The sequence below is a fragment of the Streptomyces sp. CMB-StM0423 genome (assembly GCF_002847285.1).
In the GTDB taxonomy this organism is placed as follows: Bacteria; Actinomycetota; Actinomycetes; order Streptomycetales; family Streptomycetaceae; genus Streptomyces.
Genome location: NZ_CP025407.1, coordinates 6588507 through 6611656 on the forward strand (window position 1 = coordinate 6588507; position 23150 = coordinate 6611656).

A 23150-nucleotide genomic window follows, 5' to 3' on the forward strand; every position below is an offset into this window, starting at 1 on the left:
CAACTTGCCCGTACCGGAGCCCAATCCCACATGACGAGCAGCACCGAGAACACCGCGGCCGCCCCGACGCAGGTCGCGGTCAACGACATCGGTTCCGAGGAAGCCTTCCTCGCCGCGATCGACGAGACGATCAAGTACTTCAACGACGGCGACATCGTCGACGGCGTCATCGTGAAGGTCGACCGGGACGAGGTCCTGCTCGACATCGGCTACAAGACCGAGGGTGTCATCCCTTCCCGGGAACTCTCGATCAAGCACGACGTCGACCCGAATGAGGTCGTCGCCGTCGGCGACGAGATCGAGGCCCTTGTCCTCCAGAAGGAGGATAAGGAAGGCCGGCTGATCCTCTCGAAGAAGCGCGCGCAGTACGAGCGTGCGTGGGGCACCATCGAGAAGATCAAGGAAGAGGACGGCATCGTCACCGGTACCGTCATCGAGGTCGTCAAGGGCGGTCTCATCCTCGACATCGGCCTGCGGGGCTTCCTGCCCGCGTCGCTGGTCGAGATGCGCCGCGTGCGCGACCTTCAGCCCTATGTCGGCAAGGAGCTCGAAGCCAAGATCATCGAGCTGGACAAGAACCGGAACAACGTGGTTCTGTCCCGCCGTGCCTGGCTTGAGCAGACCCAGTCCGAGGTCCGCCAGACCTTCCTCACCACCCTCCAGAAGGGTCAGGTGCGGTCGGGTGTGGTCTCCTCGATCGTCAACTTCGGCGCCTTCGTGGACCTGGGCGGCGTGGACGGCCTGGTGCACGTGTCCGAGCTGTCCTGGAAGCACATCGACCACCCGTCCGAGGTCGTCGAGGTCGGCCAGGAGGTCACGGTCGAGGTCCTGGACGTCGACATGGACCGCGAGCGCGTCTCGCTGTCCCTGAAGGCGACCCAGGAAGACCCGTGGCAGCAGTTCGCGCGCACGCACCAGATCGGTCAGGTCGTGCCCGGCAAGGTCACGAAGCTGGTCCCGTTCGGCGCGTTCGTCCGCGTCGACGAGGGCATCGAGGGCCTGGTCCACATCTCCGAGCTGGCCGAGCGGCACGTGGAGATCCCGGAGCAGGTCGTCCAGGTCGGCGACGAGATCTTCGTCAAGGTCATCGACATCGACCTGGAGCGCCGCCGCATCAGCCTCTCGCTGAAGCAGGCGAACGAGACCTTCGGTCCCGACCCGATGGCCGTCGACTTCGACCCCACGCTCTACGGCATGGCGGCGTCGTACGACGACCAGGGCAACTACATCTACCCCGAGGGCTTCGACCCCGAGACCAACGAGTGGCTCGACGGGTACGAGAAGCAGCGCGAGGAGTGGGAGGGCCAGTACGCCGAGGCCCACACCCGCTTCGAGCAGCACCAGGCGCAGGTCGTCAAGTCCCGCGAGGCCGACGCCCAGGCGGCGGCCGAGGCGGGCGACTCGGCGCCGGCCCCGTCCGGCGGCGGTTCGTACTCCTCCGAGGGTGCGGATGACTCCGGCGCGCTGGCCTCGGACGAGGCGCTGGCGGCTCTCCGCGAGAAGCTGGCCGGCGGCCAGAGCTGATCGCGGGCCTGCCGGCCCGGGTAGTAGTACGCAGTACGACAGACGGAAGCCCGTCGTCCCCTCCGGGGGGCGGCGGGCTTCCGCCGTGTGTGCTCGCTCGTTGCGGGCCGTACGGGCCGGGCTCGCGGGGGTCGGCGCCTTCGCTCCGGGGCGTGCGCCCGGGCACGTACGCTGGGGTCATGCCCCTGCCCGTACGTCAGCTCCGCCTGCCCCAGGGCCGCGCGGCGGACACCGCCCTCGCGGCCGGGACGGGTGCGCTGGTGGCGCTGGGCACGGTGCAGGCGCTCGTCGGCCAGCGCCGGGAGCCGTGGGCGACGACGGCGCTGGGCTGGGCGCTGATCGCGCTGGCCTGCGGGGCGCTGTACTTCGCCCGGCGTCGTCCGGTCGCCGTGGGTGCGTTCGTCATCCCGGTCGTCGGCGTCTACTACGTGAGCAGCGCGTACGACGGCCCGCTGTTCGTGGTGCTCGTCATCGCGCTGTACTGCGCGGCCGCCGCGGGGCGGCTGCGCGCGGCGGCGGCGCTGGGGGCGCTCGTCGTCGCCGGCACCGCGGCCGGGACGCTGTCGGGCAACGACGACGTCAACGGCATCGCGCTGTTCATGCTCACCGGCTGGGTGGTCGCCGTGGTGGCGCTGGGCGCGATGTGGCACGGCCGGCGCGCGCACGTCGAGGGCGAGGCGCGCCGGCGCGCGACCGAGGAACGGCTGCGCATCGCACGCGAGTTGCACGATGTCATCGGGCACAACATCTCGCTGATCAACGTTCAGTCCGGCGCCGCCCTGCACCGGCTGAAGAAGAGCGACGCCCCCGACCCGGCCGCCGCCGACGCGCTGGCCACCATCAAGGAGACCAGCCGCGAGGCGCTGCGCGAGCTGCGCACCACGCTGGGGGTGCTGCGGCAGGTCGACGACGAGGCGCCGACGGCGCCCGCGCCGGGGCTGGCGCGGCTGGGCGAGCTGACGGAGCGGGCGGCGGACACGGCGGGGCTGCGGGTGCAGACGGTGGTGGCGGGTGCGGAGCGGACGCTGCCCGCGGAGCTGGATCTGACCGCGTACCGGGTGGTGCAGGAGTCGCTGACGAACGTCGCGCGGCATGCGCGGGGGGCCACGTCCGTGACCGTACGGCTGGACTACGGTGAGCGGGAACTGCGGCTTGCGGTGGAGGACGACGGCCGGGGCGCCGCCGCCGACGCCCGCGCCGGCAACGGATCCGGCACCGGGCCCGGCGCCGCCGCGGTCGGCGGCGGCAGTGGCAGCGGCATCGGCGGGATGCGGGAGCGGGCGCGGGCGGTCGGCGGGGAGCTGGCCGCGGGCCCGCTGCCGGAAGGCGCCGGCTTCGCCGTCACCGCCCTGCTGCCCTACGGAACGGAGCACGCCCAGGCATGATCAGGATTCTGCTCGCGGACGACCAGAAGCTGGTGCGCGCCGGCTTCCGCTCGATCCTGGCGGACGAGGACGACCTCGACGTGGTCGGGGAGGCGAGCGACGGCGACGAGGCGGTGGCCGCGTGCCGCGAACTGCGCCCCGACGTCGTCCTGATGGACATCCGGATGCCGGGCACCGACGGCCTGGAGGCGGCCCGGCGGATCGCCGCGGACGAGCGGCTGGCGGACGTCCGGGTCGTCATCCTGACGACGTTCGACCTCGACGACTACGTGTACGGGGCGCTGCGCGCCGGTGCCGCAGGGTTCCTGGTCAAGGACACCGAGCCGGAGGAGCTGATCCACGCGGTGCGGGTGGCGGCCCGCGGCGACGCGCTGATCAGCCCGTCGGTGACGCGGCGGCTGATCGCCGAGTTCGCCGGCCGGGTGAAGGCGCCGGAGCCGAGCCCGCGGCTGAACGCGCTGACGGAGCGGGAGGCCGAGGTGATGCAACTGGTCGCCGCGGGGCTGACGAACGACGAGATCGCGGCCCGGCTGGTGCTGAGCCCGGCGACGGCGAAGACGCACGTGAGCCGGATCATGACGAAGCTGGGAGTGCGCGACCGGGCGCAGTTGGTGGTGCTGGCGTACGAGTCGGGGATGGTCCGCCCGGGCTGGCTGGCCCCCTGACGGCCCCGTGCCGGGCACCCGTCCCGAGGCCAGACCCGCGACGTCACACCCCGACCTGATGCGCCTGACTCCATGCGCCTGACTCCATGCGCCTGACTCCATGTGCCCGACCCGACGTGCCCGACCCGACGTGCCCGACTCCATCCGCCCGTCCCGACGCCGCCGGGTTCACGCACCGACCCCACGTCCCCCGCGCACCCGCCCAAGGGTAGGCCGCCCCGCCGACAACGACCCGTGCCCCGGACCCTCACGACCCCGGCACCCCGCCCCCGCCGGGGCGCCGGTGGCCGGAGGCCGTAGGGGATTCGCGAGCGCCCCCCAGGGGACGCGGCGGCGTTACGGGGGCGGGCGCAACCCGGGTAGTACGGGACCGGCGGCGGGCGCAACCAGCGGGGTAGATGCGGTGTCCGCGTCCGGCCGACGTGCTCGCCCCAGCCGGCCGACCACGCTGGCGTCATGTCCGCACACCGCGCAGCTCCGCCGCCCACCGCCCCCGACACCCGCCCCGGTCTCTTCGCCCGCCTCGCCGACTGGTCGCGCCGCCGCCGACGACTGGCGATCCTCCTTTGGATCGTCGTCCTCCTCGGCGTCACCGCCGCCTCCCAGGGCGCCGGAAGTAACTGGCGCAACGACTTCTCCCTCCCCGGCACCGACTCCCAGGCCGCCACCGACCTGCTGGAGAAGCACGGCTCCGCGCAGGCCGGCGACAGTCTGGAGATCGTGTTCAAGGACGAGCGCGGGCTGCGGGAGGCGGGCACCGAGCAGGACGTCGAGCGCGTGCTGGAGCAGGTGCGCGGGCTGCCGAGCGTCGTGGACGTGCGCAGCCCGTACGCCGACGGCGGCGCGGCCGTCTCCGAGGGCGGCGACATCGCGTACGCCACCGTCACCCTCGACGGCAAGGCGGAGACCGTGCCGAAGGCGGACGTCAAGGAGATCATCGACACCGCGCAGGACGCCCGGACCGACGCGCTCCAGATCGAGCTGGGCGGCGAGGCCGTGCGCGGCGCCGAGGAGGAGGGAGGCGGCGGCGCCGAGGGCGCGGGCATGCTCGCGGCGCTGGTGATCCTCGTGCTGCTCTTCGGCTCGCTGGTGGCCGCCGCGGTGCCGCTGGTCACCGCGCTGTTCGCGGTCGGCACGGCCGTCGGCCTGATCACCCTGGCCGGGCACCTCTTCACCGTCGCCGACTTCACCCCGCCGATCATGATGCTCGTCGGCCTCGGCGTCGGCGTCGACTACGCGCTGCTGATCTTCTACCGGTACCGCCACGAGCTGATCCGCGGCGCCGACCGGGACAGCGCCGCCCGTATCGCGCTCGACGCCGCCGGCCGCACGGTCTTCTTCGCCGGCTGCACCGTCATCGTCGCCCTCCTCGGCCTCGTCGCCCTCGGCCTCGGCTCGCTGCAGGGCGTGGCGCTCTCGGTGGCGCTGACCGTGCTGGTCACGATGGCCGCGTCGCTGGTGCTGCTGCCCGCGCTGCTCGCCGTGCTCGGCCGGCGCATCCAGCGCCACGTCCTCAAGCGCGCCGAGAAGGCCAAGGCCAAGGGCAAGGCCGAGGGCAGCCGCTGGCGCGCCCTGGCGGGCGCCGTGCAGCGCCGCCCGCTGCCCGCGCTGGTCGCCGCCCTGGTCGCGCTGGTGGCCCTGTCCGCGCCCGTGCTCGGCATGCGGCTCGGCTTCGCCGACGCCGGGAACGACGCCCCCGCCAGCACCAGCAGGAAGGCGTACGACCTGCTCGCCGAGGGCTTCGGGCCCGGCTTCAACGGCCCGCTCGTCGTCGTGGCGCAGGGCGACGCCGGGGCCGGCGCGGCCGGTGCCGCCGAGGCGGGGAAGCAGGCGCAGGCCCGGATCGCGAAGACCGACGGCGTCGCCGCGACGACCCCGCCGCTGCCGTCCGAGGACGGCGAGGTCACCACCGTCATTGTCTTCCCCGGGTCGGCGCCGCAGGACGAGGCGACCGCGGACCTCGTGCACGACCTGCGCGACGACGTGCTGCCGCCGCTGGCGGCGGAGACCGGCGCGGAGTACCTGGTCGGTGGCGCCACCGCCGGTACGCAGGACTTCTCCGACACCGTCGCCGACCGGATGCCGCTCTTCGTCGCCCTCGTCGTCGGCCTGTCGACCCTGCTGCTGATGGTGGTCTTCCGTTCCCTCTGGATCCCCCTCAAGGCGGCGGTGCTGAACCTGCTGTCCATCGGCGCCGCGCTCGGCGTGATCACGCTGGTCTTCCAGGAGGGCTGGTTCGGCGTGGAGCAGGGGCCCATCGAGGCGTTCATCCCCGTGATGATCTTCGCGATCGTCTTCGGCCTCTCCATGGACTACGAGGTCTTCCTCGTCTCCCGGATGCACGAGGAGTGGGAGCGTACGAAGAACGCCGGGCACGCGGTACGCGAGGGCCTGGCCGTCACCGGGCAGGTGATCACGGCGGCGGCGCTGATCATGATCGTGGTGTTCGCGGCCTTCATCCTGAGCCCGAGCCGGATGCTCCAGCAGTTCGGCCTGGGGCTCGCGGTGGCGATCCTGCTGGACGCGCTGGTGATCCGCTGCCTGATCGTGCCCGCGGTGATGCAGTTGCTCGGCCGGCACGCCTGGTGGCTGCCCGGCCCGCTGGCCAGGAAGCTGCCGCGGGTGGCCCTGGAGCGTTCCGAGGGGCCCGTGGGGCACGAGGAGGGGGAGCGGTCCGAGCAGCGGGGGGTCGGGGTCTCCTAGGACACCGGCAACCGCCGAGCGCGCGGCGGTCCGCCCGTACGGCCACGGCTGCGGCCACGGCCGTACGGGCGGGCCCGTGCGCGTCCGGCGGTGCTGTACGGGCGGGCCCGTGCGCGTCCGGCAGGCGCGCGGCCACGTCCGCACCCGCCGGGGGTGCGCCCTAAGCGCTCAGCGGCGCTTCTCCGCCTCCTGGTGCCACTCGCCGCCCTCCCGGCGGTCGAGCCACACCACCGGGTGCGCCTCGGCGTCCGACAGCTCCTTCCACCAGCCGCCCAGTGTCCCCCGCACCTGCACCGTCGGCAGCGCCTCCGCCAGCGCCGCGCGGGCCATGTCCGGCTCGTTGCTGTTGCGGTCCTCCGCCGAGACGGTGTCCCAGGCGGAGAGCATGGCGCGGGCGGCATCGTAGGTCTCGACGGCGTACGGGCGGGTGGCCAGGTTGTCGCCGAGGGCCTTGCGGACGGCGGCGCGACGGTCGGCGTCGGGGTCCAGGCGGACGTCGTAGTGGCCGCGGACGGTCAGCCAGCCGTCCGGCACGGAGAAGTCCGCGTCGGCGGCGGTGTTGCTGCCGGTGCACGTCGGCGCCGTCGGGTCCCACAGCGCCTTCACGCCGGTGAACCCGCTGTTCTCGACCTGCTCCAGCCAGTCCGCCAGGTTCCCCGCCCCGCCCTCCAGGAACACCGCGTCGGGCTCGAACCGGCTTATGGCGTCGGCGAGCTGCCCCGCGTCATCGGTCTGCACCTCGACGCCGTCCGCGCGCAGCCGGTCGACCAGGGCCCGGGTGGGTCCCGCGGCGGTGTCGCCGCGGACGTAGACCTTCCGGACGCCGGGCTCGGCGGCGAGGTGGCGGGCCATGACGACGCCCATGTCGGCGGTGGAGGCGGAGGAGCGCAGTTCGTTGGTCTCGGCGTAGCGCGGTTCGGGGCCGAGGCCGGCGCCGTCGTGGCGGCAGGCGCGTACGACGGGGAGCCGGAAGGACGTCAGGCCGCTCTCCGGCAGCTTGAGCGCGGGGTCGCCCCCGACGACCCCGGTCAGGCCCGGCTCCATCTCCAGCCAGCGGGCTATGAGCCGGCGGTTCGCGGGCTCGGTGGACTCCTTGTGGGCGGTGAGGTCGGAGACGGCCAGCGGGGGCGTCGCCACGCCGCCGTTGCCGCCGCCGGTGCCCGTCCCGTGGTCGGAGAGCGCCCGGGTCACGCTGCGGTTCAGCACGGTGTCCCGCCCGCCGCCCGGGTCGGCGTCGCCGAGGGCGCCGATGCGGTACACGCCGGTGAAGGCGGCGGCCGTGGTCGCGTCGGGCGACGGCGCCCCCGGCGGTCTCAGCCCGGTGCCGCCCGGCCATGCGGACACGACGATGCTCGCGATCACGAGGACGCAGGCACCGATGGCGGCGAGCGTGAGGGAGCGCGACATGCGGCGCCGCCCCCCTCGGCGGGGCCGTAGCGGCTCCCGCAACCCACCGCGCCCGCCCGGGACTTCTCCTCCCGGCCCCTCCTCAGGCACGACGACCCCCTCCTTCTGCGAAGAAGGACGCTATACGCAGCGGCGAGGTTCCGCCGCCGTACGTCATGATCCAGCCAGTTCACCGGCCGGCTCCGGGAGCGGGGGAGAGGGGCTGACCCGGTCCGCGGACGCCGCGCCCGCCGCCCGCGGAATCCGTCCGCGTCACCGGGAATCACCGCGGGCACGCGGGGTGTTACACCCTCATGAGCATGTACGAATGGGACCCCAGCGGGCTCGCGGCCGTCGACGCGGTGCTGGAGCACGACTCGGCGGGGCTGACCCTGCTCTACCACCTCGAAGGCTTCATGGACGCCGGCGAGACCGGCGCCCAGATCAACGAGCGGCTTCTCGACGACCTTCCGCACGAGGTCGTCGCCCGCTTCGACCACGACCGGCTCGTCGACTACCGCGCGCGCCGGCCCCTCATGACGTTCCGCCGCGACCACTGGGCCGCGTACGAAGTCCCCAAGCTCGAACTGCACCTCGTACGCGACGCGACCGCCAGCCCGTTCCTGCTGCTGACGGGCCCGGAGCCCGACGTCGAGTGGGAGCGCTTCGCCGAGGCCGTCCGCGAGATCGTGGAGCGGCTGAACGTGCGCCTGGCGGTCAACTTCCACGGCGTCCCCATGGGCGTGCCGCACACCCGCCCGGTGGGCCTCACGCCGCACGGCAACCGCATCGACCTGGTGCCGGGCCACCGCGGCGTCTTCGACGAGGCCCAGGTCCCCGGCAGTGCCGACGCGCTGCTGGAGTACCGGCTCGGGGAGGCGGGGCACGACGTCCTGGGCGTCGCCGCGCACGTGCCGCACTACCTGGCCCGCACCCCGTACCCCGACGCGGCGCTGACCGTCCTGGAGTCGATCACCTCCGCGACGGGCCTCGTCCTGCCGGGCGTGGCGCACGCGCTGCGCTCCGAGGCGCTGAAGGTGCAGAACGAGATCGAGCGCCAGGTCGACGAGGGCGACGAGGAACTGGTGGGCATGGTCCGCGGGCTTGAGCACCAGTACGACGCGCTCGCCGGCGGCGACGACCGGGAGAACCTGATGGCGGAGCCCGCCGAGCTGCCCTCGGCGGACGAGCTGGGCAACGCCTTCGAGCGGTTCCTCGCGGAGCGCGAGGAGGGCGACTGAGGCGCGGACCGCGCGGGGGCGGGCGCCGGAGCGCGGGCTGTACGCTCCGGCGCCCGCCCTCCGCGCGTTTGCGGCCTACGCTGGGCCCATGCTGACGGTGGGACTGACCGGCGGGATCGGCGCCGGCAAGAGTGCGGTGTCGCGGCTGCTGGCCTCGTACGGAGCGGTGCTCGTGGACTCCGACACGATCGCCCGCGAGGTGGTGGAGCCCGGCACCCCGGGTCTTGCCGCGGTCGTCGCGGAGTTCGGTGACGGGGTGCTCGCCGCGGACGGCAGCCTGGACCGGGCGAAGCTCGGGAGCATCGTCTTCGCCGACGCCGGCCGGCGCCGGGCGCTGAACGCCATCGTCCACCCCCTCGTCCGCGAGCGCTCCGCCGCATTGCAGGAGGCGGCGGGCCCGGACGCGATCGTCGTGAACGACGTGCCGCTGCTGGCCGAAAACGATCTTGCCGGGCTGTATGACGTCGTCGTGGTCGTCGACGCCGCGCCCGCCACCCGGCTCGACCGGCTGGTGCGGCTGCGCGGCATGGCGGCGGACGAGGCGCGCGCCCGGATGGCGGCGCAGGCCACGCGCGAACAGCGGCTGGCGATCGCCGACATCGTCGTGGACAACGACGGGACGCCGGAGGAGCTGGCGGAGCGGGTGCGGAAGGTTTGGGAGGAACTGGTGGCACGCAAGGGGGTCAGGGGGCGGAATAGCGGGGCATGATCCCGTGTTGGGAGGCGAATGGCCTCCCGCTGGTCTCCCGGCGAGGAAGAGGGAAGGCGGGAGACGGAAAGACGCAGCAGACGAGGAAGGAGTCGGCCGTGGCCGAGCGCAGCCCGGAGACCGACGTCGTCGACTACCGGGCGGCCGAGCAGTTGCTCGCCGCCCGCGATCCGCGTGGCGCGGTCCAACTGCTCGACCCGCTGGTCGAGGCCCATCCCGAGAAGGTCTCGCCGCGGCTGCTGCGCGCCCGCGCGTACTTCATGAGCGCCCGCCTCGGCCCGGCCGAGGCCGACTTCCGCACGGTCATCGACCGCGAGCCGGACAACGCCTACGCGCACTTCGCCCTGGCCCGCACGCTGGAGCGGGCGGGGGGCGACCCGGACGAGGTGCGCCGGCACTTCCGCCTGGCGGCGGCGCTGGACCCGCGGCCGGACTTCATGGACGCGGCGGGCTTCGAGGAGTAGGGAGCCGGGTGCGAGCGTCGGCGTGGGCGTTCGGCTCGTATCAGGTCTGGGCCAAGTCTCCGGGACCGTGTTCTGCTGGGCTGATGACGACCTCGCAGCCGTATCCGGCCCCGTATCCCACCGTCCCGTACGAGCCCCTCGGCGTGCCGGCGCCGGACGCGGAAGTGCGCAGCCGCGCCTTTCACGACGCGATGACCCGCCGCCGTACCGTACGGGACTTCTCGCCGCGCCCCATCCCGGACGGCGTCCTGGAGTGGGCGATCCGCACCGCGGCCACCGCGCCCAGCGGCGCCAACGTGCAGCCGTGGCGCTTCGTCGTCGTCACCGACAAGGACCGCAAGCGGCGGCTGCGGGAGGCGGCGGAGCAGGCGGAGCGGGAGTTCTACGCGCGCCGGGCGTCGCCGGAGTGGCTGGCGGCGCTGGCGCCGCTGGGTACGGACTGGCACAAGCCGTTCCTGGAGGCGGCGCCCGCCGTGATCGTCGTCTTCGAGGTGCACAAGGGGCCGCAGAGCCCGCGCCCGTACTACACGAAGGAGTCGGTCGGCATCGCCGTCGGCTTCCTGCTCGCCTCGCTGCACCAGGCGGGGCTCGCGACGCTCACGCACACGCCGAGCCCGATGCGGTTCCTGGGCGAGGTGTGCGAGCGGCCGCCGGAGGAGCGGGCGGCGTACGTGATCCCGGTCGGCTACCCGGCGGACGGGGCGCGCGTCCCGGACATCCGGCGTAAGGAACTGGACGACGTGCTGATCCGGCTCTGAGCGCGCCGGGGGCGCGCCGGGCACTCCGGCGTGAGGTGCGTACGTGCGCGCTGGAGCGCGCTGACGTGCGCCTGTTTGGGCCGCGGATGCCGCAGAAGCTGCCGCCGTGCACCGAACCGTTGACCGCGTGACGTGGGCCGCTTACTCTGATGCGCGCATGCCAGAAAGCGCTTTCTAGGCGAACTCGTCAGACGCGGGAGAGGCGGTTGTGCGCATGATCGGCAGGCACGAAACGGACCGGGGAGCCGACGGGACGGGCAGGTCCCGGCGGTCGGCGAACAGCGGGCTGGGAAGGCGCGCTCTGCTCACCGCGGCGCTCGGCGCCGGTACCGCCGCCGCCCTCGGCGGCGCGGCGGGACCCGCGGCGGCGGCCGAGGCGGAGGCGTGCGGCGGCGGCCGGCCGGGCGAGCGGCGTATCCCGCCGGGCGGCATCGGCATGCACCTCTACACCATGCGCGGGCCCCTGGCCACGGACTTCGCCGGGACGCTGCAGCAGTTGTCGGACATCGGCTACGCCACCGTCGGCGTCAGCGGCCGGCACGGCCACAACGCGCAGCAGATCCGCGGCATGATCGACGACGCCGGGCTCTCCGCCGTGCTGGAGCACGTCGGGTGGGACATCGTCTCCGGCAGCGGGCTGCCGAAGGCGATCGAGGACGTCCACACCCTGGGCGGCAAGTGGGTCGTCGTCCCGAGCCTGCCCGGCGCCATGCACACGCCGGCCGGCTTCCGCGAGGCCGCGCGCAAGATGAACGAGGCGGGCCGCGCCTGCCGCGACGCCGGCCTGCAGCAGGTGCTCTTCCACAACCACGGCAGCGACCACGCCACCGTCGACGGCGAGGTGCTGTTCGACATCCTCGTCAACGAGACCGATCCCCACCTGGTCGCCTTCGAGTTCGACGTGTACTGGGGAGCGCGCGGCGGCGCCGACCCGCTCACGTACTTCCGCCGGCACCCCGGCCGCTTCCCCGCCCTGCACGTCAAGGACATGGCGCCGAACGGCGACTTCGCCGACGTCGGCTCCGGCGTGCTGGACTTCCCGAGGATGTTCCAGGGGGCGAAGAGCGGCGGGGTCAAGCAGTGGCTCGTCGAGCACGACAACCCGTCCGACCCGTTCGCGACGGCGCGCAACAGCTACGAGTACCTGGCGGCGCTGCGCTACTGAAGCGCTGCCGGTAACGCGCTGCTCAGGGCGCCGACGGCGTATCCGGTGCTTCCGGTGCGTTCCCGGGCGGGGAGCGCACCGGGGCGGACCCGCACCCGGGCGGGTGTTCGCGGGTCCCGGCGCGGCGGCAGCGGCCACCTCGGCGGGTCCTCCTGGCCCCTGTCGACGGCCGCTGCCGCTCGGGCCGCCGCTGCTCGGGCCGCCGCTGGAACTGCCGTACCCGGGGCGGGCTACGCCGGGTTGCGGACCCGGCGTAGCCACCCCTGCAAGGACCGCCCCGCTACGCCCGGTTCAGCGCCCGCGCGGCGCCGGTGGCCACGGCGGTGGCGAGGATCCACCCGGCGGCGGCGAGCAGATACGCCACCCACTGCGTGCCACCGCCGGGCGCGAACGCGTTGCCCTGGCCGAAGTCGACGACCGGCAGCAGCGTGTCCAGCGTGTAGACGAACGGGTTGAACTCGATGTCCTTGCCGGGCTCCAGCGGCCGCGGCTCCTTCGCCCAGAAGAGCAGCGAACCCAGTGCCAGCAGCCCGGCCAGCCAGGCGACGGCGCGCTCGGGACGGTAGCCGTAGCCGACGACGGCGTCCTGGATGCCGCCCCAGACGCGGGCGTACCAGGGCAGTTGGCCGCGGCGGGCGCGCTGCTTGGCGAGCAGGACGCGGCGGGCGTCGTCCTCGTGCCCGAGGTGGCGGTACACGGCGGCCAACTGCTCGTACGGCTGCGGAATGTACGCGCTGTCGCCCCGGCTCAGCCAGGGCAGCCGCTCGGCGGCGGAGAGCGGGTCGTGGAGCTGTTCGTACACCGCGCCGTCGAGGCGGACGCGGGGCGGCCAGGTGGCGGCGGCGTCGTGCAGCACGCCGAGGGCCGAGTAGCGCATGTCGAGGGCCCCGTCGAGGCGTGTGGTGCGCATGTCGGCCTCGCGGGCGGTGGTGCGGCGCAGGCTGAGCGCGGTGGCGCCGGGGGTGTGGCCGGCGATGCGGCTGCCGTCGGCCTCGATGCGGCCGGTGATCTGGGCGCCCGACAGCCGGACCAGACCGGTGGCCGTCACGTGGTCGAGCACGGCGTCGGCGCCGATCTGGATTCCGTACGCGTCGAGTGCGGCGTCGTCCGCCTCGGCCCGCAGGTGGGCCCCGCTCATCACCAGCCGGCCGCCGACGGTCGCGTCCGCCAGTCGTATCTGGCCGTGCGACCTGAAGTGCCTGTCGAGCACGACGTCGGAGCCGACGTGCATGCCCGGGGCGTCCAGGGTGCGGCCGGCGGGGTTGTCGAGGGTGGCGGAGCGCAGGAAGGCCGCGCCGGCGACGGTGGCGTTCCGGAGGCCGAGCCTGCCGGTGGCCGACAGCCGGTACGCGGAGAAATCGCCGTCGACCTGCACCCGGGCGGCGTCGAGCGCGGCCTCACCGGAACCGCCGTCGAGCCGGGCGGTGCGCAGGTCGAGGCTGCCGCCGATGCGGGCGCTGCGCAGCACGACCGTGCCCTGCGCGGAGAAGTCGTCGCGCATGAGGATGTCGTTGTCGACTTGCAGACGGGTGGCGTTGAGCGCTTCGCCACTGGAGTCGCTGAGTCGGGCGCCGTTGAGGATGAGGGTCCCGGCGATGCGGGTGGCGACCAGCCGGATCTTGCCGCTGGTCGTGCAACCGGTGAAGCGGAGACTGCCCTCGGCCCAGAGGTGGGAGGCGAGCATTCCCGGCAGGTGCGAGCCGTTGAAGCTGAGCTGGCGCGTACGGGCGCCGTAGAGGTCGACGGACTCCTCGAACGAGCAGTCCTGGAGCCGCAGATGGTGCTGTACGTCGGCGTGGTCGAGCGCGAGGCGGCCGGTGATCCGGGCACCGCTGAGCTGTACCGCGGCGGTGTGCCCGGACTCGCCGTCGCGGGCGCCGAGCAGCAGCGCGGCGACGACCTCGGCGCGCACGACCCGCTCCGGGCCCCAGGCGGCGCCCACGACCGGGTCGTCCGCGGCGGGGTCGCCGGTACGCAGGTCCACCTGCCCGGCGGTGGGGAAGGCGTCCCACAGCCGCCGCTCGGGCGGGCTCAGCTCGTCCGGTCCCACGTGTGTGCCCCCTGCCTGCGGCGTCGACCGCGGTACGCCTGCTCACATCCGCTGCCCGTACTCAACCACCCCCGCCGACCTACCGGTTGGGCAGCCCGCGGATCGCCCGGCAGAGCCGCAGCGGGGTGGACCGCGGCGGTGCCGCGCGCACAGCCACCGGACGCTCGGGAGCCGCCCCCGCGCCGAGCCACCGCGACACCCGCCGCCTGGATCACCAGCCGCCGGGCCGGCGCCTGGCGGCGCGTGGGCCCCACGCCGACGAGCACGGCTTCCGATGACGTACCCGCACCGGCAGATCCCCGCGGTCGCCGCGCGGCCCCCTCCGTGTTCGGGCAACCTGCTCTCGCCGCGCGGCATCATGGGACCGTGCAGTGGGAACCGATCTCCTGGGAGCGGCTCACCGAGGCGCTGACCGAGCGCATCGCCGGGACGAAGGCGGCGGACGGCGGCCCGTGGCTGCGTGTCGCCGTGGACGGTGCCCCAGCGGCCGGGCCCGGGGCGCTCGCCGCCCGGCTGGGCGACGCGCTGCGGGTGCGCGGGCGCGAAGCGCTCGTCCTCGACGCGGGCGGGTTCCTGCGGCCCGCGTCGCTGCGCTACGAGTTCGGGCGCGAGGACCCCGACGCGTACTACGACACCTGGCTCGACACCAGCGCACTCTGGCGCGAGGTCTTCGGCCCGCTGGAGCCCGGCGGCGACGGCCGCGTCCTCCCCGACCTCTGGGACCCCGCCACCGACCGCGCCACGCGCAGCCCGTACGTCCGGCTCCCGCCCGGCGCCGTCGTGCTGCTGCACGGGCCGCTGCTGTTCGGCCGCTGGTTCCCCTTCGACTTCGCCGTCCACCTCCGTCTCTCTGCCGCCGCCCTCGCCCGGCGCACACCCGAGCAAGAGCGCTGGACACTGCCGGCCTTCGCCCGCTACGAGGAGGAAGCCGACCCCGCGGCCTCCGCCGACGTGCTCGTGCGCCTCGATGACCCGCGCCGCCCGGCCTGGCGCCCCGAGCGGCCGTAAGCGACGACCGCCGCGACCCGGCCGACTTGCCCAGACGTCATCGCGGCCCCGCACCGGCCGTCCCGGAGACCCCCGCCACCGTCAGCGCCGCCGCCTCGGCTCGTGGAGTTCCCCGGCGTCACGTATCGGCTCGTGCGGTTCCTCGTCCCCGCGTATCGGCTCGTGCGGTTCTTCGTCCCCGCGTATCGGCTCGGGCGGTTCCTCGTCCTCGCCCGTCGGCTCGTACGGCGGCACTTCGGGGCCCGGCTGGAAACGCGAGCCCTGTCTGATGTGCCGGACCACCACCGCGATGTCGATGGCCGTGATCAGGGCGAGGGCCGCGGTCACCCCTGCCCACACCGGTTGGTTGACGGCGACGAAGAACACCGTGCCCGCGATCATCCAGAGCGTTCCCCACAGCGCCAGCCAGAAGCGCATACGGAGTGGAGAGCGGGCGTGCACGGGCTCGTCACCGGAGCGGATCGGCCTCATGCCTAGCACCTCCTACCTCCAGCATCCGACTGTCCGGGGCCGAGGTCCAACCAGGCACGTTGCGCTTATGACCCCCTACTGCGCGCAGCGCGCCAGGGATATCCCGCGGCCCTGCTGCCAGTCCGCCTCCGGCAGTCCCTCCGCGCGCTCCGCGTCCGCGAGCCCGTCCGCTCTGCGGGCGGACCACACCGCTGCGTCGGCCCCGTCCCACGCCTCCGCGGGCGGGGCGTCGGGGCGTCCCGCCCCGGTCGGCTCCGCACGCTCCGCCAGCTCCGCGGCCATGCTCGCCAGGTCCAGCCCGGCGCCCTCGGTCTCGTCCACGTCGCACGCGGCCAGGCCGAGCTCCTGCTCCGCCGATTCCAGCTCGTCGACAACGTCGTGGTAGTCCATGCCCTGGAAGCTACAGCCCCCCACTGACAACGCCCGCCCCGACCGCCCTCAGCGCCCCATTTCCCCCGGCATATGACACCCTGCCGCAGACGCCCCGCCGCGCCCGCCCGGCGCCCGTCCGGTGCGCGCTTCACGCCCGCGGCCGCGGCCCGGCACCCGCCACCACCGCCGCTTCGCCCGCCCGCCCGCGGTTGCTACGGTGCCTAGCGTGACCACGCCGACCGACGAGAACGGCCACGCGAGCCTGCCCGGCCAGCACGGCCCCACCGCCACCACCGAGATAGACCCGCGCGCCGCCGGCGTCGTACGCACCTCCTACGCGCCCGACCCCGACGGCGACCCGGATCCCGGCGAGATCGTCTGGACCTGGGTCCCGTACGAGGAGAACGACGGCCGCGGCAAGGACCGCCCCGTCCTCGTCGTCGCCCGCGAGACCGCCGGTACGGTCCTCGCCGTCCAACTGTCCAGCAGGCGCCGCGACGACGACCACGACTGGGTGCGCATCGGTGCCGGCCCCTGGGACCGCGAGGGCCGCGAGTCGTGGGTCGACCTGGACCGCGTGCTGCGCCTCCACGACGGCGGCATGCGCCGCGAGGCGTGCTCGCTGGACCGCCAGCGGTTCCACCTCGTCGAGCACCGCCTGCGGCTGCGCTACGGCTGGCGCTGAGCCCCGGCTACGTGCGGGAAGACACGGCCCTCACAGTGCCGTCAGCACCCGCGGCCCGTCGTCCGTCACCGCGATCGTGTGCTCGATGTGCGCCGCCCTGCTGCCGTCCGTCGTCCGGAGCGTCCAGCCGTCGCCGTCGACCCCGTAGTCGTCGGAGCCGCCCGACAGCAGCATCGGCTCGATGGCCAGCGTCAGCCCGTGCCGCAGCTTGAAACCGCGGCCCGCGCGCCCGCGGTTGGGCACATGCGGGTCCTCGTGCATCCGCCGCCCGATGCCGTGCCCGCCGAAGTCCGCCGGCATCCCGCAGCCCGCCTCCGCGGCCACGCGCCCCACGGCCGCCGAGATGTCGCCCAGCCGCCCGCCCGCGACGGCGGCTGCGATCCCGGCGTCGATCGCGCGCTGCGTGGCGGCGATCAGCGCGGTGTCCTCGGGGCGCGGCGTGCCCACGGTGAAGCTGATCGCCGCGTCGCCCGTCCAGCCGTCCAGCTCCGCGCCGAAGTCGAGGGACACGAGGTCGCCGTCGCGCAGCCGGTATGCGGTGGGGATGCCGTGCACGATCGCGTCGTTGACGGAGGTGCAGAGGACTGCGGGGAAGGGCGTGGAGGCGAACGACGGCCGGTAGCCGAGGAACGGCGAGCCCGCCCCCGCCTTGTCCAGCACCTCCCGCGCGACCTCGTCCAGCTCCAGCAGGCTGACGCCGACACCGGCCGCGTCCCGCGCGGCGGCGAGGGCCTGGGCGACGATGCGGCCGGCCTCCCGCATGGCGTCCAGCGCGGCGTCGTTCTTGATTTCGACCATGATGTGGCTCTCCCTCGGCCTCCCAATTACTATACCGGTATTAGTATCACGCTCATGGTTCGTACTCCACTGACCCCCGAGGAGCGCCACCGCGGCGAGCGCTTCGGCGCCCTGCTGCGCGCCGCCCGAGGCGAGCGCAGCATGACCGACGTCGCCGCGGCGGCCGGCATCTCCGCCGAGACGCTCCGCAAGATCGAGACAGGCCGCGCCCCCACCCCGGCGTTCTTCACGATCGCCGCCCTGGCCACCGCGCTCGGCGTCTCCCTCGACGCCCTGGCCGACACCTGCGCCGTGCCCGAGCCTGAAGCCCCCGCGGACAGCGCCGTTCACGCGGCGTAGCGCCCACGGGTCAACTCCCGGCCCCGGGCCCCGCCCGACCCGGTGAGTCCGCCGCCGGAACGCCGTAGCGGGGCGCGGCGGCGGGCATGGCGCACCCATGACGTACGCGAACGGCACCCGCGAGACCTCCGGCGGCTGGGAGGCGCGCTACCGCGCCGCCCTGGAGCGGGGCGCAGGACGCGGCGAGGCGCTGCTGACGGGGGTGGCGGCGCTGGCGCTGTACGGGTTCCGCAGCGTGCCCGCCGCCGCGGACGTGCGCGTGGTCGACGTACTCGTACCGCCCCGCCGCCGCTTCACCGCGCCGCCCGGGGTCCGCGTCCACCACGCGCTACGCCGCCTGCCCCCGCCCGTCCGCCTGGCACCCGGACTCCCCGCCGCCCCGCCGGTCCGCGCCGCGGCCGACGCCCTGCGCGACGTACTCGACCACGACAGGACCGCCGCCCTGTTCCGCGAACTGCTCGACGCCCGCGCCACCCCGCCCGCCACCGTCGCCACCGCGCTCCGCGCCGCCGGCCTGCACACCCGCCCCGACGTCGCCGCCTTGCTCGCCGCCCTCGGGCCCGCCGCCCGCACACCTGCCGAGACCCGCGCCCGCACCCTGCTCCGCACCGCGGAACTCCCGCCCCCGCTCTGGCACATCCCTCTGCACCTCGACGGCTACTGGCTCACCACCCCGCACGCCCACTGGCCCCGCACCGGCGTCCTCCTCCACCTCACCGAGCCGCCGTACCGCCACGACGACGGCACCGTGGAACACCACAACGCCCTCGAATCCCTGGGCCTGCACCTCGTCCACACGACACCGCGCCAGTTGTTCCGCGAACCGGACGCCTTCACCGCCGCCGTCCGCGACGCCCTCGCCGCCGGCCCGCACGGCCCGGGGCGGGACCGGCTGCGCGCGCGCCCGCGCCGCAGGCGCGTGTGCTGACGTGCGGAGTCCCCGGACCCACCACCGCGCGCCGCTACGCCCCTTGCCCCGGCCGTCCGCCCGGTGTACGGACCGCCGTTGCCGCCGTGGCGCAGCCCGCCGCCGCGGCCGCCTGCGGGTCGCTGCCGGACTGCACGGCCGCCAGATAGGCGCCCGTGAAGGCGTCGCCCGCGCCCGTGGAGTCGAGAGGGATGACGGGGGTCGCGGGGAGGTGCACCGCGGGAGCGCCGGGGGTGGCGAGGTGCGCGCCGTCGCCGGCGGCGGTGACCACGGCGGTGGCGTCGAGCGCGGTGGCCAGGGCAGCCGCCGCGGCGGCCGGGGAGGGGAGGCCGGAGAGCAGCGCGGCCTCCGCGGAGTTGGGGAACAGGGTGTCGGCGTCGGCGACCGCGGCGAGGAAGGCCCGTACCCCCGACTTCGCGAGGAAGCCGGCCGACGCGGGATCCACGCTGACCGTCGCCCCGCGTGCGTGTGCCTCGGCGGTGGCGAGCGCGGCGAGGGCGCGGCCGGGGCCGGTGAAGAAGAGGTAGCCGGAGAGGTGGACGTGGGTGACGCCGGTCAGCAGCCCCGGCGCCCAGTCGTCCGGGCCCAGCCGGAACGACGCGCCGTTGTCCGCCAGGAACGACCGCTCGCCGCCGCCGTCGACCAGGGCGACGACCTTGCCGGTGGGCGCCTCGGGGTCGACCCGGACGTGGGCGTCGACCCCGGCGCGTACGAGTGCGGCGCGATGCCAGTCGGCGGAGTCCCGGCCTGCGCGCGCCAGCAGACGCACCCGCGCGCCACAATGCGCCGCCCACGCGGCGACGTTCGCGCCGGCGCCGCCGGGCAGGATCGCGATGTCGGCCGGTGTGTCGGTGCCGGGGGCGAGTGGGGCGGCGTGGCGGGCGACGACGTCGGTGACGACGTCACCGATCACGAGCAGCACCCCGCGACGAGCACCGTCCCCGCAGGGTCCCGTTCGCCCGTCTGCCCGCGGCCCGGCGCGTCCGGATGTCCGCGGTCCCGTAGGCCGGTGCGTCCCCGACTCCGTACGACCGTCCGCCCCCGTGCCCCCGCTCACACCCGCCCCCTCAGGCCCCGCCCGCCACCGCGACCTCCGCCGCCAGCCGCACGTTCCCCCGCACCGCCGCGAGGTTCGCCTCCAGCGACGCTCCCCGCGTGTGTTCCGTGAGATACCCCAGCAGGAACGGCGTGATCGCCTGTCCGCTCACCCCCTGCCGCCCCGCCTCCCGCAGCGCGTCCGCCAGCACCGCGTCGTGCACAGCCGGGTCCAACTGCTCGGCAGCCGGCACCGGGTTGGCCACGATCACCGCCGACGGCGGCACGTCCAGCTCCCGCTGGGCGCGCAGCACCGCCGCGACCTCCGCGGGCGTACGGACCGTCCACTCCACCGGCTCCCCGGACGTCCGCAGGTAGAACCCCGGGAACTCCGCCGTCCCGTAGCCGAGGACCGTCACGCCCAGCGTTTCCAGGCGCTGCAGCGTCGCCGGCACGTCCAGGATCGACTTCACCCCCGCGCACACCACCGCGATCCGCGTCCCGGCCAGCAGCCGCAGGTCGGCCGACTCGTCCTGCGACTGGGTCCACTCCCGGTGCACCCCGCCGAGACCGCCGGTGGCGAAGACGCCGATGCCGGTGCGGGCCGCGAGGAACGCCGTGGCCGCGACGGTCGTCGCGCCGCTCGCGCCGAGGGCGGCGGCCGGCGCGAGGTCGCGTACGGTCAGCTTGCGCACGGTGTCGTCGGAGGCGATCCGCTCCAACTGGGCCCTGCCGAGCCCGACATGCGGCGTGCCGTCGAGGACGGCGATGGTGGCGGGCACCGCGCCCGCCGAGCGGACGATGTCCTCCAGCTCGGCCGCCACCTGCAGATTGCGGGGGCGGGGCAGGCCGTGGGCGATGATCGTCGACTCCAGCGCGACGACCGGCCGCCGGTCCGCGAGCGCGGCGCGTACCTCGTCAGTCAGGTGCATGCGCCCACGGTACGTGCTGGGCGTAGCCCGGTGATCAGCCCCTACGTGTCGTACAGGCCGTCCCACGGCTCGTGGAACCCGAGCCGGTCCGGGTACAACTCCGCCCAGTCCGGCTCGTCTTCACCGGCGCCCGCGGCCGGCTCCGCGTGCCGCTCCGCGACCAGCCCGAAGCGGATCCCGTCCACCGACACCTCGAACGGCCTGATCGCGATGTCGCCGAACACCAGCCCGGGCAGCTCGTCGAGCCAGCCCTCCATCTTCGCGTCCATCCGCCCGTCCGCCGGCACGCCGGGGCCCGGGGTCCAGATGTCGGAGCCGGTGTGGTGGCCGTCGGCGTCGAAGCGGTGCAGCACGGCGTACCAGCGGCGGTGCTCCAGCCAGTCGGGGCCCATGCGGTAGTCGGGCGGGTACGCGGCGGTGATCGAGGCGAGGAACTGCCCGTCGTCGTAACGGCCGATGTTCTCGGTGCGGTAGCCGGGCTCGTGACGTATCGGGATGACCTCAGGGATCGCCATGGCCCAGACCTTAAGGGGTGGCCGCGGCGGCCGGCATCCGGGTCCCGGTCGGCGCGCGCGGCGGACCCGCCGGCGCAAGCAGGCGGACGCGCGGGGGATACGCGGGCGGCGTCAGCCCTTACCGTCGATGGATGGACGACGTTGACCGCGCTGCCGACCCGGACGCCGCCCCCGACGCTCCTGACGCCCCCGCCCGTCCGCTCCTCCTGCTGGACGTCGACGGGCCCCTCAACCCGTACGCCGCGCGCGTACAGCCGCCGGGCTACGGCGAGTACGTGGTCACCGGCATGCCCGCGGGGCCCATCCGGCTGTGGCTGTGCCCGGCGCACGGGGAGCGGCTGCTGTCGCTGCCGTACGAACTGGTGTGGGCCACGACGTGGATGCACGAGGCCAACACCGTCATCGGCGACCGGGTGCTGGGGCTGCCGCCGCTGCCGGTCATCGAGTGGCCGTCGATGTTCACGACCGACGACCCTGACGGGCTGTACTGGAAGACGCGGCAGGTCGCCGCCTGGACCGCCGGGCGGACGTTCGCCTGGGTGGACGACGAGATCACCGCGGCGGACACGGCGTGGATCGAGGAGCACCACGCGGGGGAGGCGCTGCTGCGGCGGATCGACCCCGCGCGCGGGCTGGTGGAGGAGGACTTCGAGGCGCTGGAGGCGTGGGCCGGGGAACGGGACCAGACCCGCCCGTGACGGGCCGCGGCCCCCTTCGCCGCCCTTCCCGCCAGGCGTCAGCCGTCCGCCATCTCCAGCAGCTTGAGGACCGTGTTCCAGTTGCGGGCCGTCGCCGTCACCGCCAGCCTGCGGCCGGAGAAGTCGGCCGCCAGCTTCGACCGCCCGATCCCGCCGGGGCACCAGACGTAGACGACGCGGTCCCCGATCGCGAACCTGTCGGGCGCGTACGACGCGGGGTCGGCGGTACGGAACCACGCGTCGGCAGGTGCGGGCCCGGAGAGGAACACCGCGAGGAACCGGGCCGGTTCCGCGGCGCCCTCCGGCAGCGGGTTGCCGGCGACGACGGCCGCGATCTCGTCCCGCGTGCGCGCGACGACCGGTATCCGCAGGCCGAACTCCCGCTCCACGACCGCCTCGACGGCCGCGGCGGTCTTCTCCGGCGGCGTGCCCGGATCGTCGAAGACGACGTTCCCGCTGGCCACGTACGTGGCGACGCCGCCGAAGCCGTGGTCGGTCAGCGCCTTGCGCAGCCCGGCCATGGGGACCTTGTTCTTGCCGCCGACGTTGATGCCGCGCAGCAGGGCGATCTGCTTGCTCACGCCCGGCGCCTCCCTTGCCCGTCCGTCCGGCCCGCCCGCGCACCGCGGCCGGGCGATGGCCGTCCTCCTCGCACCGTCAGAACAGCGGCTCCGGCAGCACGCCTTCCAGCGCCAGCAGGCTCCGCTTCGTGTCGAGCCCGCCGCCGAAGCCGCCCAGGCCGCCGGCGCTCTCGACCACGCGGTGGCAGGGGACCACGATCGGCAGCGGGTTCGACGCCATGGCCCGGCCGACCGCCTGCGCGGCGCCGGGCTCCCCGACGCGGTCGGCGAGGAACTGATAGCTGACCACCGAGCCGAACGGCACCTCGGCCGCCAGCTCCTCCAGCACCCGCCGGTTGAAGCCGTCGGACAGCGACCAGTCCAGCTCCAGCCGGAACTCCTTCAGCTCGCCCGCGAAATACTCCCGCAACTGCCGCTCGGCCACCGCTATGTGCGCCGCGGGACCCGCGGGCTCCTCCCGGCCGGCTGGGCCCTCGGCGCCCGGCTTGGCGTGGAACCCGACCTTGACCAGCCCCCGGTCCGTGGCGGCGAGGAGCAGCGGGCCGATCGGCGAGTCGACCACCCGGCGGCCCTGCCGGGGTGCGATGGCATCGGTGGCGTCCATGCCGCGAGCGTAGGACACGGCACTGACAACCGCAGGCGACCGCGCCCCGCACCGGCAGCCCGCCCAACGCGACAAATCGGCCGCGTACCGATTGCGTATCGGCTGCGCCGCGGGCGGTGGAAACATTTCGGTCG

23 protein-coding genes and 1 pseudogene are annotated in these 23150 nt (G+C 74.5%); 14 read left to right on the forward strand and 10 right to left on the reverse strand.

Going from position 1 to position 23150, the window contains the following annotated elements; all coding sequences use genetic code 11:
• Positions 1–30 precede the first annotated feature (30 nt).
• The 4 genes from rpsA to CXR04_RS28660 all read left to right on the forward strand — a co-directional run bounded on the left by rpsA (position 31) and on the right by CXR04_RS28660 (position 6277).
• Positions 31–1524, forward strand: a complete 1494-nt coding sequence (rpsA, locus tag CXR04_RS28645) for a 30S ribosomal protein S1 (RefSeq protein ID WP_101425124.1) — start codon at positions 31–33, stop codon at positions 1522–1524.
• Between the two features lie 179 nt (positions 1525–1703).
• Positions 1704–2909, forward strand: a complete 1206-nt coding sequence (locus CXR04_RS28650; RefSeq protein WP_101425125.1) for a sensor histidine kinase — start codon at positions 1704–1706, stop codon at positions 2907–2909.
• Positions 2906–3574: a response regulator gene (locus CXR04_RS28655; RefSeq protein ID WP_101425126.1), complete on the forward strand. Its 669-nt coding sequence runs from the start codon at positions 2906–2908 to the stop codon at positions 3572–3574. Before CXR04_RS28650 ends, CXR04_RS28655 begins: the two co-directional genes overlap by 4 nt.
• A 456-nt stretch (positions 3575–4030) precedes the next feature.
• Positions 4031–6277, forward strand: coding sequence for an MMPL family transporter (locus tag CXR04_RS28660; RefSeq protein WP_101425127.1), 2247 nt, complete (start codon positions 4031–4033; stop codon positions 6275–6277).
• A gap of 168 nt (positions 6278–6445) precedes the next feature.
• On the opposite strand, the gene CXR04_RS28665 is transcribed toward CXR04_RS28660, so the two are convergent.
• The gene (locus tag CXR04_RS28665; protein ID WP_101425128.1) at positions 6446–7684 is read right to left on the reverse strand and encodes an ABC transporter substrate-binding protein; all 1239 of its coding nucleotides are present in this window, start codon (positions 7682–7684) and stop codon (positions 6446–6448) included.
• Positions 7685–7983: 299 nt separating this feature from the next.
• Here CXR04_RS28665 and CXR04_RS28670 point away from each other — a divergent pair, with 299 nt between their 5' ends.
• From CXR04_RS28670 to CXR04_RS28690, 5 genes are all read left to right on the forward strand, one after another.
• A complete protein-coding gene (locus CXR04_RS28670; RefSeq protein ID WP_199850678.1) occupies positions 7984–8904 on the forward strand; it encodes a PAC2 family protein in 921 nt (306 codons plus the stop codon).
• 88 nt (positions 8905–8992) lie between these two features.
• Positions 8993–9613, forward strand: coding sequence for a dephospho-CoA kinase (gene coaE, locus CXR04_RS28675; RefSeq protein WP_101425130.1), 621 nt, complete (start codon positions 8993–8995; stop codon positions 9611–9613).
• A gap of 98 nt (positions 9614–9711) precedes the next feature.
• A complete protein-coding gene (locus CXR04_RS28680; protein ID WP_101425131.1) occupies positions 9712–10077 on the forward strand; it encodes a tetratricopeptide repeat protein in 366 nt (121 codons plus the stop codon).
• Between the two features lie 83 nt (positions 10078–10160).
• On the forward strand, positions 10161–10835 hold the full coding sequence (locus tag CXR04_RS28685; protein WP_101425132.1) for a nitroreductase family protein: 675 nt from the start codon (positions 10161–10163) through the stop codon (positions 10833–10835).
• A gap of 286 nt (positions 10836–11121) precedes the next feature.
• Positions 11122–12000 (forward strand): sugar phosphate isomerase/epimerase family protein, encoded by an 879-nt coding sequence (locus tag CXR04_RS28690; RefSeq protein WP_101426658.1) that lies wholly within the window; start codon positions 11122–11124, stop codon positions 11998–12000.
• A 280-nt stretch (positions 12001–12280) separates the two neighbouring features.
• Here CXR04_RS28690 and CXR04_RS28695 read toward each other — a convergent pair whose 3' ends face one another.
• Entirely contained in the window at positions 12281–14050 is a 1770-nt protein-coding gene (locus CXR04_RS28695; RefSeq protein ID WP_101425133.1) for a hypothetical protein, read from the reverse strand.
• A 366-nt stretch (positions 14051–14416) separates the two neighbouring features.
• On the opposite strand from CXR04_RS28695, the gene CXR04_RS28700 reads away from it, so the two are divergent.
• A complete protein-coding gene (locus CXR04_RS28700; protein WP_101425134.1) occupies positions 14417–15058 on the forward strand; it encodes a uridine kinase in 642 nt (213 codons plus the stop codon).
• A 198-nt stretch (positions 15059–15256) separates the two neighbouring features.
• On the opposite strand, the pseudogene CXR04_RS28705 reads toward CXR04_RS28700, so the two are convergent.
• Together CXR04_RS28705 and CXR04_RS28710 are read right to left on the reverse strand one after the other, a co-directional pair.
• A pseudogene (locus CXR04_RS28705) lies at positions 15257–15529 on the reverse strand (DUF6343 family protein); the annotation flags it as partial.
• A 75-nt stretch (positions 15530–15604) separates the two neighbouring features.
• A complete protein-coding gene (locus CXR04_RS28710) occupies positions 15605–15919 on the reverse strand; it encodes a hypothetical protein (RefSeq protein ID WP_101426659.1) in 315 nt (104 codons plus the stop codon).
• Between the two features lie 208 nt (positions 15920–16127).
• Between CXR04_RS28710 and CXR04_RS28715 the strand changes: the two genes are divergently transcribed.
• Positions 16128–16586 (forward strand): type II toxin-antitoxin system PemK/MazF family toxin, encoded by a 459-nt coding sequence (locus tag CXR04_RS28715; RefSeq protein ID WP_101425135.1) that lies wholly within the window; start codon positions 16128–16130, stop codon positions 16584–16586.
• 30 nt (positions 16587–16616) lie between these two features.
• On the opposite strand, the gene map is transcribed toward CXR04_RS28715, so the two are convergent.
• On the reverse strand, positions 16617–17384 hold the full coding sequence (gene map, locus CXR04_RS28720) for a type I methionyl aminopeptidase (protein WP_101425136.1): 768 nt from the start codon (positions 17382–17384) through the stop codon (positions 16617–16619).
• Positions 17385–17438: 54 nt separating this feature from the next.
• Here map and CXR04_RS28725 point away from each other — a divergent pair, with 54 nt between their 5' ends.
• Positions 17439–17723 (forward strand): helix-turn-helix domain-containing protein, encoded by a 285-nt coding sequence (locus CXR04_RS28725; protein ID WP_101425137.1) that lies wholly within the window; start codon positions 17439–17441, stop codon positions 17721–17723.
• Positions 17724–17820: 97 nt separating this feature from the next.
• Positions 17821–18651: a hypothetical protein gene (locus tag CXR04_RS28730; RefSeq protein WP_101425138.1), complete on the forward strand. Its 831-nt coding sequence runs from the start codon at positions 17821–17823 to the stop codon at positions 18649–18651.
• 34 nt (positions 18652–18685) lie between these two features.
• Here the strand turns inward: CXR04_RS28730 and CXR04_RS28735 are convergent, their stop codons facing one another.
• The 3 genes from CXR04_RS28735 to CXR04_RS28745 form a co-directional block, all read right to left on the reverse strand.
• Entirely contained in the window at positions 18686–19573 is an 888-nt protein-coding gene (locus CXR04_RS28735) for a carbohydrate kinase family protein (RefSeq protein WP_101425139.1), read from the reverse strand.
• A 145-nt stretch (positions 19574–19718) separates the two neighbouring features.
• Positions 19719–20618 (reverse strand): pseudouridine-5'-phosphate glycosidase, encoded by a 900-nt coding sequence (locus tag CXR04_RS28740; protein WP_101425140.1) that lies wholly within the window; start codon positions 20616–20618, stop codon positions 19719–19721.
• 41 nt (positions 20619–20659) lie between these two features.
• The gene (locus CXR04_RS28745; RefSeq protein ID WP_101425141.1) at positions 20660–21133 is read right to left on the reverse strand and encodes a hypothetical protein; all 474 of its coding nucleotides are present in this window, start codon (positions 21131–21133) and stop codon (positions 20660–20662) included.
• A 131-nt stretch (positions 21134–21264) separates the two neighbouring features.
• Here CXR04_RS28745 and CXR04_RS28750 point away from each other — a divergent pair, with 131 nt between their 5' ends.
• The gene (locus CXR04_RS28750; RefSeq protein ID WP_101425142.1) at positions 21265–21831 is read left to right on the forward strand and encodes an HAD domain-containing protein; all 567 of its coding nucleotides are present in this window, start codon (positions 21265–21267) and stop codon (positions 21829–21831) included.
• 38 nt (positions 21832–21869) lie between these two features.
• On the opposite strand, the gene CXR04_RS28755 is transcribed toward CXR04_RS28750, so the two are convergent.
• The gene (locus CXR04_RS28755) at positions 21870–22412 is read right to left on the reverse strand and encodes a DUF1697 domain-containing protein (protein ID WP_101425143.1); all 543 of its coding nucleotides are present in this window, start codon (positions 22410–22412) and stop codon (positions 21870–21872) included.
• Between the two features lie 76 nt (positions 22413–22488).
• The gene (locus CXR04_RS28760; RefSeq protein ID WP_101425144.1) at positions 22489–23016 is read right to left on the reverse strand and encodes a methylated-DNA--[protein]-cysteine S-methyltransferase; all 528 of its coding nucleotides are present in this window, start codon (positions 23014–23016) and stop codon (positions 22489–22491) included.
• Positions 23017–23150: the final 134 nt, after the last annotated feature.